At 74.9% G+C, this 15,745-nt stretch carries 9 protein-coding genes; 2 read left to right on the top strand and 7 right to left on the bottom strand.

Going from position 1 to position 15,745, the window contains the following annotated elements:
* Positions 1 to 5: 5 nt before the first annotated feature.
* The 3 genes from ABD296_RS06190 to ABD296_RS06180 are packed head-to-tail and all read right to left on the bottom strand — an operon-like array spanning position 6 to position 3,220.
* Positions 6 to 1,220 carry a cytochrome P450 gene (locus tag ABD296_RS06190; RefSeq protein WP_344262403.1) on the bottom strand — a complete coding sequence of 405 codons (1,215 nt, stop codon included), beginning with the start codon at positions 1,218 to 1,220 and terminating at the stop codon, positions 6 to 8.
* Positions 1,213 to 1,716 carry an SRPBCC family protein gene (locus tag ABD296_RS06185; protein WP_344262401.1) on the bottom strand — a complete coding sequence of 168 codons (504 nt, stop codon included), beginning with the start codon at positions 1,714 to 1,716 and terminating at the stop codon, positions 1,213 to 1,215. The genes ABD296_RS06190 and ABD296_RS06185 overlap by 8 nt, the downstream gene beginning before the upstream one ends.
* 55 nt (positions 1,717 to 1,771) lie before the next feature.
* Positions 1,772 to 3,220 (bottom strand): MFS transporter, encoded by a 1,449-nt coding sequence (locus tag ABD296_RS06180; protein ID WP_344262399.1) that lies wholly within the window; start codon positions 3,218 to 3,220, stop codon positions 1,772 to 1,774.
* Positions 3,221 to 3,483: 263 nt separating this feature from the next.
* Here ABD296_RS06180 and ABD296_RS06175 point away from each other — a divergent pair, with 263 nt between their 5' ends.
* Positions 3,484 to 4,365 (top strand): AfsR/SARP family transcriptional regulator, encoded by an 882-nt coding sequence (locus ABD296_RS06175; RefSeq protein ID WP_344262397.1) that lies wholly within the window; start codon positions 3,484 to 3,486, stop codon positions 4,363 to 4,365.
* A 31-nt stretch (positions 4,366 to 4,396) separates the two neighbouring features.
* Positions 4,397 to 4,822: a nuclear transport factor 2 family protein gene (locus tag ABD296_RS06170; protein WP_344262395.1), complete on the top strand. Its 426-nt coding sequence runs from the start codon at positions 4,397 to 4,399 to the stop codon at positions 4,820 to 4,822.
* A gap of 101 nt (positions 4,823 to 4,923) precedes the next feature.
* Here ABD296_RS06170 and ABD296_RS06165 read toward each other — a convergent pair whose 3' ends face one another.
* Genes ABD296_RS06165 through ABD296_RS06150 form a run of 4 tightly spaced genes read right to left on the bottom strand, consistent with a single transcriptional unit; the run spans position 4,924 to position 15,714 of the window.
* Complete coding sequence (locus tag ABD296_RS06165) at positions 4,924 to 5,184, bottom strand: acyl carrier protein (RefSeq protein ID WP_344262393.1); 261 nt, start codon at positions 5,182 to 5,184, stop codon at positions 4,924 to 4,926.
* Entirely contained in the window at positions 5,181 to 6,146 is a 966-nt protein-coding gene (locus ABD296_RS06160) for an aromatase/cyclase (RefSeq protein ID WP_344262391.1), read from the bottom strand. Before ABD296_RS06160 ends, ABD296_RS06165 begins: the two co-directional genes overlap by 4 nt.
* An 8-nt stretch (positions 6,147 to 6,154) precedes the next feature.
* The gene (locus tag ABD296_RS06155; RefSeq protein WP_344262388.1) at positions 6,155 to 6,934 is read right to left on the bottom strand and encodes an SDR family NAD(P)-dependent oxidoreductase; all 780 of its coding nucleotides are present in this window, start codon (positions 6,932 to 6,934) and stop codon (positions 6,155 to 6,157) included.
* Positions 6,931 to 15,714 (bottom strand): type I polyketide synthase, encoded by an 8,784-nt coding sequence (locus ABD296_RS06150; RefSeq protein WP_344262386.1) that lies wholly within the window; start codon positions 15,712 to 15,714, stop codon positions 6,931 to 6,933. Before ABD296_RS06150 ends, ABD296_RS06155 begins: the two co-directional genes overlap by 4 nt.
* Positions 15,715 to 15,745 lie beyond the last annotated feature (31 nt).

Raw genomic sequence — 15,745 nt, 5'->3', positions numbered from 1 at the left:
AGGGGTCACCAGGTCACGGGCAGCGCCTCGACGCCGTACACGAGCCCGCCGTCCTTGAAGGACAGCTCCTCGAACGGGACGGCGAGCCGCAGATCGGGCAGCCGGCGGTAGAGCGTGCGGAAGACGACCTCCAGCTCCAGCCGGGCCAGCTCGGACCCGAGGCAGAGGTGGCGGCCGTGGCCGAAGGCCAGGTGCTTGCGGGACCCGCGGGTGATGTCGAGCTCGTCGGGGCGTTCGAACGCCTCGGGGTCCCGGTTGGCGGCGGCGGTGAGCGGGAAGACGCCCTCGCCCTCCCGCACCTCGGTGCCGGAGATCGTCAGGTCGGTGCGCGCGACCCGCGCCGTGGTGAGGTCGGTGACGCTGAGGTAGCGCAGCAGCTCCTCGACGGCGGCCGGCGCGAGGTCGGGGTCGTCGCGCAGCAGGTCGAGCTGCTCGGGGTGGCACAGCAGCGCCAGCGTGCCGAGCGCGATCATGCTGGCGGTGCTCTCGTGCCCGCCGTTGAACAGCAGCCGGGTGAGGTGGACCAGCTCGTCGAAGTCGTCCTCGCGCGGGAAGGCGCCGGTGAGCTTGGCGACGAGGTCGTCCCCGGGCTCGTCGTACTTGGCGGCGACCAGGTCGCGGAAGTAGGCGTCCAGCTGGTTGACCGCCTCCTTGCGCTCGGCGGCCGAGGCGGTCCCGCCGAACATGGTCCGGGTGCGGACGTGCAGGAAGTCCTTGTCCTTCGCCGGGATCCCGAGCAGCTCCATGATCACCGAGATGGTGATCGGGAGCGCGAAGCCGGCGAGCAGGTCGCGGGGCGGGCCCGCGTCCAGCAGCGCGTCCACCTGCCCGTCCACGATCTCCTCGACGCGGGGGCGCAGCAGCTTGACGCGCCGGACGGTGAAGTCCTTGGCGACCCGCTTGCGGTAGTCGGTGTGCTGCGGCGGGTCCATGCCGAGCAGGGACGAGTTGAGCGTGAAGTCCTTCGGGATCGGGAACGGGGCGGGGAACCCCGGGCGGCCGCGGTCGTTGCCGAGCCGCTCGTCGTTCAGGGCCTCCCGGACCTCCGCGTACCGGGTGACCACCCAGGTCGGCTCGCCCGCGGACCGCGGGACCCGGGCGAGGCCCGGCCGCTCGCGGTACTCGCGATGGGGGTCGGGCGGGGCGAACGGGCCGGGGCGGTGCCAGGGGAAGGGCGCGCCGCGCGCCTCGTCGTCGTTGGGGAGTTCGTGGTCAGGCATGGTCGCCTCCTGGAGTGAGGGTGGCGGCGAATCTCGCGAGCGTCTCGCCCGGACTCGGGCCGTCGATGGCCGCGCGGACGCGCCCTGCGGCCCGGCCGTGCCGGGCCAGCTCGACATGGGCCAGTTCCACGCGGGTCGCGCCGGGCCCGCGCCGGGTGAAGGTCACCTCGACGCGGCTGGCCCGCTCGTCGTCGTCGATGGGGCGGAAGTCGCCGTCGACGCGCCACGTCAGCACGATCCGGTGTGGCGGCTCCCAGACCAGCACGCGGCCCCAGTCGAGCTCGGAGCCGTCGGTGGAGCGCTCGTACCAGCGGCCGCCCGCGCGAGGCTCGAAGATCACCTGCTCCCGCGCGGCGACCAGCACGTGGCTCTCCGGCCACCACTCGGTGGGCCGCCCCGTGAAATGCGCGAAGGCGCGGTCCGCCGGGACGGGGACGTCGACGGACTTGCGGACGGGAGGGACCGTGGTGGGGGTCGCCGGTTTGCTCGCATCCATGGACCCAATCTCGCCCATGTCCGTCGACGTCCTGTCGGGATGCTGTCGAGAGGGCTCAGCCGCGCGCGGCCTGCTCCTGGTCGCGGCGGACCTTCGGGACGGCGAGGGCCGCGGCCGCCCCGAGCAGCGGGAACAGCGCCGAGACCAGCAGGGCGCGGTCGAAGCCCGCGGCGAGGGCCCGCGCGGTGGCGTGCGCCCCGTGCGCCACGTCGGAGGTGTGCGCGGCGGCGACGACCGCGAGGATGCCGAGCCCGAGCGCGCCGCCGACCTGGCGGCTGGTGTTGAGCAGCCCGGAGACCAGGCCCTGCTCGCGGTAGCCGACCTCGGAGGTGCCCGCGACGGTCATGGACGCCGACACCAGGCCCTGGCCGATGCCGAGCACCAGCGTCGGGCCGAACAGGTCGGACAGGAAGCCGGCGCCCGCTCCCGCGCGCGACAGCCAGGCCAGTCCGGCCGCCGACAGCAGCAGGCCGACGACCAGCAGCGGCCGCGGGCCGACCTTGGGCACCAGCGGGGCGATGCCGCGCGCGGCCACGACGATGCCGAGGGACAGCGGCAGGTACGCGAAGCCGGTCTCCAGGGGGCTGTAGCCGAGGACGAGCTGGAGCAGCAGCGTGAACAGGAAGAACGTGCCCCACAGGGCGGCGGTGCTGCTGAAGGCGACCAGGTTCGCCGCGGTGACGGAGCGGTTGCGGAAGATGCCGAGCGGCACCAGCGGGTGCCGCTTGCGGCGGACCTCGTTCACCGCGAACAGGGCCAGCAGGACGACCGCCAGGCCGAGGCTCACGATGATCTGCGGCGAGTCCCAGCCCTCCTTCTCGGACCGGACGATCCCGTACACGAGCAGGATCAGCCCGGCCGTGATGGCGAGGGCGCCGGGCAGGTCCATCTGGCGGTCGTCGTCCTCCTTGCGGGACTCGGTGACCGCGTACGCCGCGCCCGCCGTCAGAAGGACTCCGACGGGGACGTTGACGAGCAGGATCCAGCGCCAGGAGAGCCACTCGGTGATGGCGCCGCCGACAAGCGCGCCGATCGCGCCGCCGCCCGCGGCGACCGCGCCCCAGAGCCCGAACGCCCGGGCGCGCTGGTCCCTGTCGGTGAAGGTGGTGCCGAGGACGGTCAGCGTCGCCGGGGCCATGACGGCCGCCCCGAGGCCCTGGACGCCCCGGGCGGCCAGCAGCGAGGCCGGGTTCCAGGCGAGGCCGCCGGCCAGGCTCGCGAGCGTGAAGACGGCGATGCCGCCGAGGAACACGCGGCGCCGCCCGTAGATGTCGGCGAGCCGCCCGCCGAGCAGCAGGAAGCCCGCGAACACGATGGTGTACGCGTTGATGATCCATTGCAGCGAGTCGGTCTGGAAGTGCAGGGCGGACCTGATGGAGGGCAGCGCGACGTTCATCACCGAGGCGTCCAGCACCACCAGGAACTGCCCGGCGCAGCAGATGGCGAGGACGAGCCCGAGCCGTTCCGTCGTGCCCCTCTCGGCAACCGTCGTATCGGTCGTCACCGAGGATCACTCCTCTTCGGTCGACGGGGCGTTCTCTGACGCCGCGCTTGATAACCGGGAGCGGACGGGGGGAAACGCGTTCGCGCGGACCGCGGAGTACTCCTTTCGACACCGGGAGGGCGCCGAAGGGCGCACGCGGTCGTGGACGTTCCGGACCCCGCCCTTCATCGAACGACGATGCGGTGCTTAGAGAGCGCCTTCCTGGCTAAAGGCGGCGAATGTCATGAATAGCCGCGAACAGATCCACGGAGGTCGGAACTCGGATGCTCCGCTTCAAGCTGCTCGGCCCACTTGAGGTCGCGGGCGGCGGGTCGGCCTTCGCGCCGACCGCGCCGCGCGTGCTGAACACGCTCGCGCTGCTGCTGATACGCACGGGCCGCGTCGTGCCGCTCGACACGATCATCGAGGAGCTGTGGGGCGGCGACCCGCCGCGCAGCGCGGCCCGCACCGCCCAGACGTACGTGTACCAGATCCGGCGCTGGCTGACCGACGAGGCGGCCCCGGCGCGGGACAAGGACATCCTCCTCACCCGCCCACCCGGGTACATGCTGCGGGTCGCCCCCGAGCAACTGGACCTCAGCCGGTTCGACCGGCTGCTCGCCGAGGGCCGCGCACTGCTCCAGGACGGGCACTCCGCCGAGGCCGTGGAACCGCTGTGCCGCGCGCTCGACCTCTGGACGGGCCCCCCGATGGCCAACGTCGAGCTGGGCCCGGTGCTGGAGAGCCACGCGGCGGCGCTGGACGAGCACCGCGCCCACGCGCTGAACCTGCGCATCGAGGCCGACCTGCGGCTCGGCCGGCACCGCGAGCTCATCGGCGAGCTGCGGTCGCTGGTCGCGCTGAAGCCGTACGACGAGTGGTACCACACGCTCCTGGTGTGCGCGCTGGCACGTTCCGGCCGCCGCTACGACGCTCTGGAGGCCTTTCACACGGCCCGCCACATCCTCGCCGAGGACCTCGGGCTCAGCCCGTCCCCCGAACTCAGCGAGGTGCACACCGCGGTCCTCCAGGGCGAGCAGCCCCGGACGCCGCTGACCTGCACCGCGCCCACGGCGGCCGCCGGTTCCGGCACGGCCGCGAGGGCCGTGCCGGGGCCCCGGGCCCCGCGCAACGCCGGGCTGCCGTCCGCGCAGCCCGTCCACTGACCGGCACCCGACTCACCGAAGGGACACATCCGTGCCGACCACCATCGCACCTGCCGAACTGCGGGCCGACATCGACAACTTCTACGCCTGGCACATGCAGCTCCTCGACGCCGGAAGGGTCGAGGAGTGGGCGGACGCGTTCACCCCCGACGGCGTGTTCGACGCCCAGGGCCACCCCGAGCCCGTCCGCGGGCGGGACGAGATCCGGTCGGCGTCCCGGACCGTCGCCGACAAGCTCGCCGAGGCGGGGATCGTCCGGCGCCACTGGCTGAGCATGAGCCACATCGTCCCGGAGGGCGCGACCGTCCGGGTCCGCAGCTACGCGCTGGTGTTCCAGTCGGGCAAGGAGAAGGGGACCGTCTTGCACGCGAGCACCACCTGTGAGGACGTGCTCGTCCCGGACGGCGGTTCCTGGCTGATCAGGGAACGGGTCGTCCGCGTCGACGGGACGGCCTGAATCGGAATGCCCTCGACAGGGATTTCCTGAACACCCGGAAAACGCACAGGAAAGAGCCGGTGGCCCCCATGCGGGCCACCGGCTCTTTCGCCGTTCCGGCTCTAGACGGTCTCCCCGATCCTGGCGTTGACGAACTCCAGGTATTCGCGGGGCGTCTTCAGTTCGGCGGTCTCCTCCTCGGGCAGTTCGATGCCGAGCATGCGCTCCACCTGCGCGGTGGTCTCCATGACGGCCAGCGAGTCGTAGCCCAGCTCGGAGAAGGGCACCTCCAGGAGATCGGCCGAACCGTCCTCCAGGGTCTCCGCCTCGCCCGCCGCCGCGCGCAGGGCGCCCTTCAGATCGTCCAGGGTCAGTTCCTTCACTTTCCGCTCCTTTCGTTCTCCGCGTACCGCTTGGCTGCGCGCAAGGTCGCCGTGCTGTTGGCGCCGAGCGTCTCGCGGATCTTCCTGCGCACCGCCGGCAGGTCCATCCCGCCGGCGGCCTCGGGCAGAGCCTCGGGGTCGATGACGACCGTGTGCCGGGACGTGACGCGCACCGCGCCCTCCCCGGCGGGCTCGAACAGCCACTCGCCGTTGTGCGTGCGCATGACGGGCGGCGTCGTGGTCTGCTTGTAGACGATGCGCTCGCCCGGCACGCACACCCGGCCGGACGCGGTGGTGTGCGCGGAGCCGTCCGGCGACCGTGTGTCCATCTCCATGAACTGGAGGCCGGGCTCGTCCTCGGTCAGGGCCACGCGCAGTACGTGCGGGAGCCGCTCGGGCCACCGGTCGCACTCGTTGACGAAGTCGTAGGCCGCCTCCAGCGGTCCGTGGACGAGTTCGCCGTCGCTGAACTCCAGCGTCAGGCCGGCGGCGGCGTCGGTCTCGGCCGCGCACCGCAGCGCGTCCAGTTCCGCGCCGCTGTTGGCGTCGACTGCCCGGTCGATGAGCGCGAGGGCGTCCGGATCGTCGTCCACGGCGGCGTAGTCGTGGACCAGGACGACGTCGGAGCCGCCGTCCCCGTCCGGTTCGATCCGCCAGGTGCCGTGCATCTCGGCCACCGGGGCGCTCGGCTCGGCCTGCGTGAACGCGACGGTCCGCGCGCCGGGGTCGAGGGTGCGCTCCGACACCCAGGTGCGGAGCGCGCCGTTGGCGAGCGCCCAGATCCGGATGCGCTCCGCGCGGTCGCCGCCGGAGAGCCGGACGGCGTGCACGGTCGGCGGGAAGTGCACCGGCCAGGTCGTCACGTCCCCGACGATCCGGTAGACCGTGTCGGGCGGCGCCGCGATCCGCGTCGCGTGCTCGGTGTGCCGGGTGGTCGCGGTGGTGTCGTCTCGGATGGTCATGGCGCTCCTCAGAAGTTGCCGAGGCCGCCGCACACGTTGATCGCCTGAGCGGTGACCGCACCGGTATCCGGGCCGGCCAGGTAGGCGACCATCGCCGCGACCTCCTCGGGCGTCGTGTAGCGGCCCAGCGGGATCTTGGCCTCGAAGCGGGCCAGCACCTCGCCCTCGGTGACGTCCCAGTAGTCGGCGTAGCCGCGCCGGATGTTCTCCGCCATGGGCGTCTCGACGTAGCCGGGGCAGACGGCGTTCACGGTGACGCCGCTCTTGGCCAGCTCCAGGCCGAGCGCCTTGGTGAAGCCCACGACGCCGTGCTTGGACGCCGAGTACGGCGCCCCCAGGACGACCCCCTGCTTGCCCGCCGTGGACGCGATGTTGATGACGCGTCCCCAGCCGGCGTCCTTGAGCCCGGCCGCGAGGAACGCGCGCGTCACGCGGAAGACGCTCGTCAGGTTGGTGGCGATGACGTCGTCCCACAGCTCGTCGGGGATGTCGGCGGTCTGCCCGCCGCCGCCCCGGCCGACGTTGTTGACCAGGACGTTGATCCGGCCGGCCGCGTTCGCCTCCTCGACCACGTCCCGGACCTGGCCCGCGTCGCGGACGTCGCAGGCGGTGCCGTCCACGTCGCCGCCCTCGTCCCGCAGCTCCTTCACCGTTCGGGCGACGGCCTCGGAGTCGCGCGCGCAGATGAACACCCGCGCGCCCTCACCGGCCAGCCGCTCGGCGGCCGCGCGGCCGATGCCGCTGGTCGCCCCGCTCACGAAGGCGTGGCGGTCGTGCCGTTCACTCATCGTCCCTTCTCCTTCTCATCGGTGGTGCCGTAGCCGGACGGCAGCGCCGCCCGGATGGCCCCGGCCAGCTCGGCGGGGGTCGGGTTGTCCATGACCGCGGTGGTCGGCAGCTCGATCCCGAGCTCGCGGTTGACCCGGTTGCGCAGGTCCACGCTGAGCAGGGAGTCGAAGCCGAGTTCCTTGAACGCGTCGTCCGGTCCGACGGCGCCGGGCTCGGGGTAGCCGAGGATCTCTCCGGCGGTGTCGCACACGGCCGCGGTCAGGACGCGTTCGAGGTCCTCGCCGGAGGCGCCGCGCAGGTGGTCCGCGAGGCCGGTGCCGGACGCCTCGCACTCCTCGGCGGGCTCCGGGACGTCACGGACGAGGTCGGCGAGCATCGGGACCGTGCCCGGCCGCACGTCGCGGACGTCCAGGTGCATGGGCACGAGGTGCTCGCGGGACGACCGCAGGGCCGCGTCGAACAGGGCCAGCCCGCGTTCGGCGGGCAGCGGCGCGATCCCGGTGCGGCGCAGCCGGTCGACCTGCTCGCCGGACAGGTGCCCGGTCATGCCGCCCTCCTCGTCCCAGAGGCCCCAGGAGAGCGAGACGGCGGGCAGGCCGCGGGCGCGCCGGTGGCCGGCGAGGGCGTCCAGCCAGGTGTTGGCGGCGGCGTAGTTGGACTGCCCGGGTGCGCCGAGCACGCCGACCGCCGAGGAGAACAGGACGAACGCCGTCAGGTCCCGGTCCCGGGTCAGCTCGTGCAGGTGCCAGGCGGCGTCCACCTTGGGGCGCAGGACGGCGTCCATGCGTTCGCCGGTCAGGGTCGCGGCGAGCCCGTCGTCCAGGACGCCGGCGGCGTGCACCACGGCGGTCGGCGCGTGCTCGTCCAGCAGGCGGGCCAGGGCGTCCCGGTCGGCGGTGTCGCAGACCGGGAAGGCGGTCTCGGCGCCGAGGCCGGTCAGTTCCGCCTCCAGTTCGGGGACGCCCTCGGCGGCGCGGCCGCGGCGGCCCGCCAGGACGAGCCTGCGCACGCCGTGGTCGCGGACGAGGTGCCGCGCCAGCAGGGCGCCCAGCCTGCCCGTGCCGCCGGTGATGAGCACCGTCCCGGCGGGGCCGAAGGGCGCGGGCGGCGGGACGGTGAGGACGAGCTTGCCGATGTGCTCGGCGTGCCGCAGGGTCCGCAGCGCCTCGGGGGCCCGCCGCACGTCGTACGTCTGGAGCGGGAGGGGCCGCAACGCGCCGTCCTCGTGCAGGTCGAGCACGGTCCGCAGGACCTCGCCGACCCGTCCGGGCTCGACACTGAGCAGGTCGTACGCGGCGTACCGGACGTCGGGGTGCTCGGCCCGCACGGCGCCGGGGTCGCGGATGTCGGTCTTGCCGATCTCCACGAAGCGGCCGCCGGGACGCAGCACGCGCAGCGATGCGTCCACGGTCTCGCGGGCCAGCGAGTTGAGGACGACGTCGATCCGGCCCCGGAACCGCTTCTCGAACTCCAGGTCGCGGGACGAGGCGATGTGGTCGTCGTCGAGGCCGAGCCCGCGCAGGACGTCGTGCTTGGGCGGGCTCGCGGTGGCGTACACCTCGGCGCCCAGGTGCCGGGCGAGTTGCACAGCGGCCAGGCCCACGCCGCCGGTGGCCGCGTGGATCAGCACGCTCTCCCCGCGTCCCAGCTCGGCGATCTCGACGAGGCACTGGTAGGCGGTGGCGAAGACGATGGGCACCGACGCGGCGTGGGCGAACGTCCAGCCCGGCGGCATCGGGACGATCTGCCGGGCGTCTGCGACGGCGACGGGCCCGTGGGAGCGCTCGAACACGCCCGCCACCCGGTCCCCCGGGCTCAGCGCCGTGACGCCGGGCCCGGTCTCGGTGACGATCCCGGCCCCTTCGCTGCCCATGGTCCGCTCGGTGGAGACCAGGCGCAGCGCGACGGCCACGTCCCGGAAGTTCAGTCCGGAGGCCCGGACGGCGATGCGGACCTCGCCCTCGCCGAGCGGCCGTGCGGCCTCGGGCGCGGGGACGAGCGCCAGGTCGTCCAGCGAGCCCCGGCGGGTCACGTCCAGCCGCCATTCGCCCCCGTCCGGCGGGGTGAGGTCGTCGTCGCCGGGATAGTCCGCCAGCCGTGGGGCGTACAACCGGCCCCGCCTGACGGCCAGTTCGGCCTCTCCGGTCGCGAGCGCCTTGGGCAGCGCCTCCTCGGAGCTCCGGTCGCCGTCGCCGTCGATCAGCACGAGTCGGCCCGGCCGCTCGCTGCGGGCCGAGCGAACGAGTCCGGTCACCGCCGCCTGGGCCGGCCCTGCGGACCCGTCGCCCGGGAGGACGCGGTGCGCGTTCCTGGTGAGGACGGCGACGGTGTCGGAATCGGGGATGTCCTGGAGGCTCTCCAGGACGGCCCGTGCCGCGCGGTGGGCGTCGTCCGGCATGGCGCCGTCCAGGTCGGGGACGGTCACGATGTGCGCCGCGGACGGATCGCCGTCCGGTTCGTCCGTCAGCTCACGCCATCGGGTCTCGTAGAGGCCGCCGGGCGCGTTCCCGGCGAGCGGGCGCAGGTCGAGCGACTCGACGACGGCGACCGTGCGGCCTTCGGCGTCGGCGGCCTCCAGCCGGGCCGTGCCGTCGCCGTCCCGGGTCAGCCGCACGCGAAGGGTCGAGGTGTCGGTGGGCCGGCAGGAGACGCCCTTCCAGACGAACGGGACCTCCGGGTGTCCTTCGCCCGGCAGGAGCAGCGGGTGCAGGGCGGCGTCCAACAGCGCGGGATGGACGCGGTAGGCGTCCCGGTCCTGGTCGGAGCCGACCTCGGCGTAGAGGTCGCCGCCGTCCCGCCACGCGCGCCGCAGGCCGCGGAACGCCGGGCCGTAGTGATAGCCGCGTCCGGCGAGCCGGTCGTAGGCGTCGTCCAGGGGCAGCGGTTCCGCGCCAGGCGGCGGCCATTCCTCGGCGCGCCTCGGTTCGGGCTCGGCGTCGTCGTCCAGGGTTCCGGTGGCGTGCCGCGTCCAGTCGGCGGCGCCGCCGGGCCGGGACTCGATGACGACCGACCGGTCCGCCCCGGCCATGAGGCGGACCTCGATCTCACCGGAGTCGGGGACGGCCAGCGGGCGTTCCAGCACCAGCTCGCGCAGGCGCGCGCGGCCGATCCGGGCGCCCGCCGAGCAGGCCATCTCGACCTGGGCTGTCCCGGGCACCAGGACCTCCCCGGCGATCTCGTGGTCGGCGAGCCACGGATGCCGCTCGACGGACAGCCGTCCGGTGCGCAGGAGACCGGCTCCGGGCAGCTCGACCTCGGTGTCCAGCAGCGGATGCTGCGCTTTCGCCGCGCCCGCGACGCCCGCCCCGCCCACGGCCCTGGAAGACCGCCAGTAGCGCCGGGACTCGAACGGGTAGGTCGGCATCGGCACGATCCGGCCCTCGGGGACGAACACGTCCCAGTCCACCGGCACACCGTCGATGTGGGCGCCCGCGGCGCTGGTGAGGAACTGCGCGAGCCCGCCGCCGTCCCGCCGCAGCGTGCCGAGCACGGTCACGTCGTGGTCGCCCGCCGTGTCGGCGATCGCGCGGGTCAGCACGGGATGCGGGCTGACCTCGACGAACCGCGTGTGCCCCGCCTCGATCAGCGCGTGGACCGCGTCCTGGAACCGCACGATGCCGCGGATGTTGTCGAACCAGTAGCGCTCGTCCATCGCCCGGTCGAGCGGCCCGCCGGTCAGTGTTGACCACAGCGGGACGGCCGGGTCGGCCGGGCCGAGCCCGGCGAGGTCGGCGAGAAGCGGGTCGCGCATCGGTTCCATGGCCTCGGTGTGGGAGGCGTAGTCCACGTCCACGCGCCGGGCGTCGACGCCCTCGCCCTGGAGCCGGGCGACGAGATCGTCGAGGGCGTCGGCGTCCCCGGCGACGACGGTGGCGGACGGCCCGTTCACCGCCGCCGTCCACACGCGGGCGGGCAGGTCGATCTCATCCGCGGGGAGGGGCACCGACGCCATGCCGCCGCTGCCCGCGACCTTCCGCAGCGCCCGGCTGCGCAGGCTCACCACCTTGGCGGCGTCGTCCAGCGACAGGGCACCGGACACGCAGGCGGCCGCGATCTCGCCCTGCGAGTGCCCGACCACCGCCGCCGGGCGGACGCCGGCCGACTCCCACAGCCGGGCGAGCGACACCATGACGGCGAACAGCGCCGGCTGGACGACGTCCACCCGGTCCAGCGGATCGTTCTCCAGCACGTCCCGCAGCGACCAGTCGCAGTGGGCCGCCAGCGCCCGCTCGCACTCGGCCATCCGCTCACGGAACACCGGGGACTCGCGCAGCAGGTCGAGGGCCATCCCCCGCCACTGCGCGCCCTGCCCCGGGAACACGAACACCGGTTCGGACGCGTCGCGCGCCTCGGCCCGGACGACGGCGGGCGACCGGTAGCCGCGCACGGCCGCCGGCACCCGGCCCCCGCCCGCCAGCGTCTGCAAACCGTCCATGAGGTCGTCGCGGGTGTCGCCGATGACGACGGCTCGCCGGCGCATGGGTGTACGGGCCGCCAGCGTCCGGGCGATGTCGGCGGGCCGCTCCTCCGGATGCGCGGCCATGAAGTCGCGCACACGTTCGGCCTGCGCGCGCAGCGCGGCGCCGGTGCGGGCCGACAGCGGCAGCGGAACGGGCCCGGGACGGTCCGGCTCCCCGGCGGTCGGTGCCGCAGCCTCCTCCACGATGACGTGCGCGTTCGTGCCGCTGATCCCGAACGAGGACACGGCCGCCCGGCGCGGGCGGTCCGCGCGCGGCCAGGGCACCGGGTCGGTCAGCAGGGCCAGGCCACCGGCGTCCCAGTCGACGTGCTCGGACGGCTCGCGGACGTGCAGCGTGCGGGGCAGCCGTCCCGCGCGCAGCGCCTCCACCATCTTGATCAGGCCGCCGATGCCGGCCGCCGCCTGGGCGTGCCCGATGTTGGACTTGAGCGAGCCCAGCCGGACCGGGGCGCCCCCGGCGCGGGCCGCACCGTAGGTGCGGGCCAGCGCGCCCGCCTCGATGGGGTCGCCCAACGCGGTCCCGGTGCCGTGCGCCTCGATCGCGTCCACGTCGGCGGGGCCGATGCCGGCGCGGTCCAGCGCGTCCCGGATGACCTGCTCCTGGGCCGCGCCGTTCGGCGCGGTGAGCCCGTTGCTGGCTCCGTCCTGGTTGATGGCGCTGCCGCGCAGGACGGCCAGGACGGGACGCCCCGCCCGCCGGGCGTCGCCCAGCCGCTGCAGGACGGCCAGCCCGGCGCCCTCGGCCCAGGCGGTGCCGTCGGCGTCAGCGGAGAACGCCTTGCAGCGGCCGTCGGAGGCGAGCCCCTGCTGGCGGCCGAAGTCCAGGAACATGCCGGGGGTCGCCAGCACGGCCACGCCGCCCGCGAGCGCGGTGTCGCACTCGCCCTGCCTGATCGCCTGCGCCGCCATGTGCACGCTGACCAGCGAGGCCGAGCACGCGGTGTCCACGGTGACGGCGGGACCGCGCAGCCCGAGGACGTAGGCGATGCGCCCGGAGGCGACGCTGGGCGTGGTGCCGGTGAGGCGGTGGCCGCGCGTGCCGTCCTCGGGTTCGGCGAGGCGCGGGCCGTAGTCCTGCGCGGTGGCGCCGACGAAGACGCCCGTGCGGCTGCCGCGGAGCGTGTCGCGGTCGAGCCCGGCCCGTTCGAACGCCTCCCACGCGGTCTCCAGCAGCACCCGCTGCTGCGGGTCGATGCCCGCGGCCTCGCGCGGGGAGATCCCGAAGAACGCCGCGTCGAACTCGGCGGCGCCGTCGAGGAACCCGCCCACGGCGGGCACGTCGGCCGGCTCTCCGAGGTCCCAGTCGCGGTCGTCCGGGAAGGGCCCGATCGCGTCGGTGCCGGCGTCCACCAGCCGCCAGAGGTCCTCCGGCGAGCGGACGCCGCCCGGATAGCGGCAGCTCATCGCGACGATCGCGATGTCGTCGTCCTCCTCGGCGGGTTCGCGGGGCGGCGGTGCGGAAGGGGCGGGGGCCGTCCGGGCCTGCGGTTCCGGCCGCAGGGCGCCGGCGAGCTCCGCGGCGGTGGGGTGGTCGAAGAGGAGGGAGCCGGGCAGGTCCCGGCCGAGGGCGGCCGACAGCCGGTCGCGGATCACGACGGCCATCCGCGAGTCCACCCCCAGCTCCCGGAACGGCACGTGCGGGTCGGCCGCCGCACCGGTCCCGAGGGCCTGGTCGAGCGTCTCGGCCACCAGCCGCCGGGTGTCGGTCTCCGGGGCGGCCGGCGCGGTCTGGTCCGCCGCGGTGTCGAGCCAGTGCCGGTCCCGCTGGAACGCGTACGTCGGCAGATCGACCAGGCGGGCGCCGGTCCCGAAGAAGGCGCGCCAGTCCACCCGCCCCCCGGCGAGGTGGACCCCGGCCGCGGCCGTCACCGCGCCCCGGACCTCGTCCTGCCCGCCGGGCAGGCAGGGCAGCCCGGTCACGGCGGGATCGGAGACGTTCGCCGGGAGCAGGTCGGTGAGCGCGGTGCCGGGGCCGGCCTCGACGAACCGCCGCGCGCCCAGCGCGTGCAGCGCCCGGAGGGCCTCGCCGAACCGGACGGTCCGCCGCGCGTTGCCGGCCCAGTGGCCGGGGTCCGCGAGGCGGCCGGCGTCCACCCGCTCGCCGGTCACCGAGGAGACGACGGCGGGTCCGCCGTCCGGCCGCCGCCAGTCCAGCCCGGCGGCGACGGCGCGCAGCTCCTCCAGCAGCGGCTCGACGAGCGGTGAATGGACGGCGCGGCCGATGCGCAGCCGCCTGGTGCGCCGCCCGGCCCCGGCGAAGTGCTCGGCGGCCGCCGTGACCACCGCCTCCTCCCCCGCGATCACCACCGAGCGGGGGCCGTTGACGGCGGCGACGTCGGCGCGGTCGAGCCGGTCCGCGAGCGCCGCGCGGGCCTCCTCCTCGCTCGCCTCGACCGCGATCGCGACACCGGACGGCAACCCCTCGAACAGCCGCCCCCGCGCCGCCACGAACTCCGCCGCGCTGGCGAGGGGCAGCATCCCGCCGACGTGCGCGGCGGTGATCTCCCCGAGGGAGTGGCCCGCGACCAGGTCGGGCCGGACGCCCCACGACTCCAGCAGGCGGAAGAGCGCGACCTCGACGGCGAACACGGCCGGCTGCACCAGCTCCTGGCGGTCCAGCCGGTCGCTCCACATCGCCTCGGTGATCGGCACGCCGATCGCCGGCTCCAGCGCGGCGCCGACCTCGTCGAGCGCCCGCGCGAACGCCGGATACGTCTCGTACAGGCGGCGTCCCATGCCCGCGCGCTGCACCCCCTGCCCGGGGAACACCATGGCGGTGCGGCCGTCGCGCCTCCTGACCCGGACGACCCCGGCCGCGTCCCGGCCCGCCGCCAGCTCGCGCAGGCCCGTCAGATGGTCGCCGGTCACGACGGCGCCGTGCTCGAACGCCGTCCGCGACACCGCGAGCGACCAGCCGACGTCCCACGCGTCCGGCCGTGTCGCGGCCAGGTCGGCGAGCCGTCCGGCCTGGGCGCGCAGCGCCCGCTCCGACCGTGCGCTCACGACCCACGGGACGGGCCCGGTCGCCGGCGCCGGGGCGGAGGCGTCCCCGGCGCCGGCGCGGGGCGCCTCGGCAAGGACGAGATGGCAGTTGGAGCCGCCGAGGCCGAACGCCGAGACGCCCGCGACCCGCTCCCCGTCCGGCCAGTCGCCGGGACGGTCGTGGACCCGCAGGTGCAGGCCCGCGAGGTCGATCTCCGGGTTGGGGTCGGCGAAGTTCAGCGTCGCGGGCAGCCGCCCGCGCGCCATTGCGGCGGCCGTCTTGATGAGGCCCGCGATCCCGGCCGCGCCCTCCAGGTGGCCGATGTTCGGTTTCACCGAGCCGACCAGCAGCGGTGCGTCCGGCGGACGGGCGGCGCCGAGCACGCTGCCCAGCGCGGCCGCCTCCGCCGGGTCGCCGCGCCGCGTCCCGGTGCCGTGCAGCTCCACGTACTGGACGGCCCCCGGATCGACGCCGGACCGCTCGCAGGCGAGCCGCAGGACCTCCTCCTGGGCATCGCGGCTGGGGGCGGTCAGACCGGGCGTGGCGCCGTCGTTGTTGACCGCGCCGCCCAGGATCACGCAGTGCACGCGGTCGCCGTCCCGCAGCGCCTCGTCGAGCGGCTTGAGCAGCACCGCGCCCCCGCCCTCGCCGCGGACGAACCCGTTGGAGGCCGCGTCGAGCGGACGGCACCGCCCGTCCGGTGACAGTGCGCCCAGCTCCCGCAGCGCCTCGTGGCTCTCCGCCGCAAGGTTCACCTGCACGCCGCCCGCGACGGCCAGCTCGCAGTCACCGTCCCGCAGGCTCTGCACCGCCTGGTACACCGCCACCAGGGACGACGACTGGGCGGTGTCGACGGTGACGCTGGGACCGCGCAGGCCGAACACGTGCGAGACCCGTCCGGAGATGAAGCCGCGGCGCGTTCCGGTCAGCGTGAAGGGCGACGTCTCCGCGCCGGTGTCGCGGGCCTGGAGAAGGCCGTAGTCCTCGGCCATCGCGCCGACGAAGACGCCCGTGCGTCCCCCGTGCAGCGATGCGGGCAGGACGCGGGCGTCCTCCAGCGCCTCCCAGGCGAGTTCGAGCATCAGGCGCTGCTGCGGATCGAGTTCGGCGGCCTCGCGCGGCGGGATGCCGAAGAAGGCCGCGTCGAAGCCGTCCACGTTGTCGAGGAAGCCGCCGCGGCCGGGCGCGCCCGCGCGGCCCTCGGGCGCCGGGCGGATCGCCTCGGCGCCGCGCCACAGCAGCGACCAGAACTCCTCCAGGCCCGGTCCTCCGGGGACGCGGGCGGACATGCCGATGACGGCGATGGGGGTGCTCATTGCGGTTCCAGCTCCTCCGTCGTCTGACGAG

Source organism: Actinomadura napierensis (assembly GCF_039529375.1).
Taxonomy (GTDB): Bacteria; Actinomycetota; Actinomycetes; order Streptosporangiales; family Streptosporangiaceae; genus Spirillospora; species Spirillospora napierensis.
This window is presented reverse-complemented; position numbering and strand designations above follow the sequence as displayed.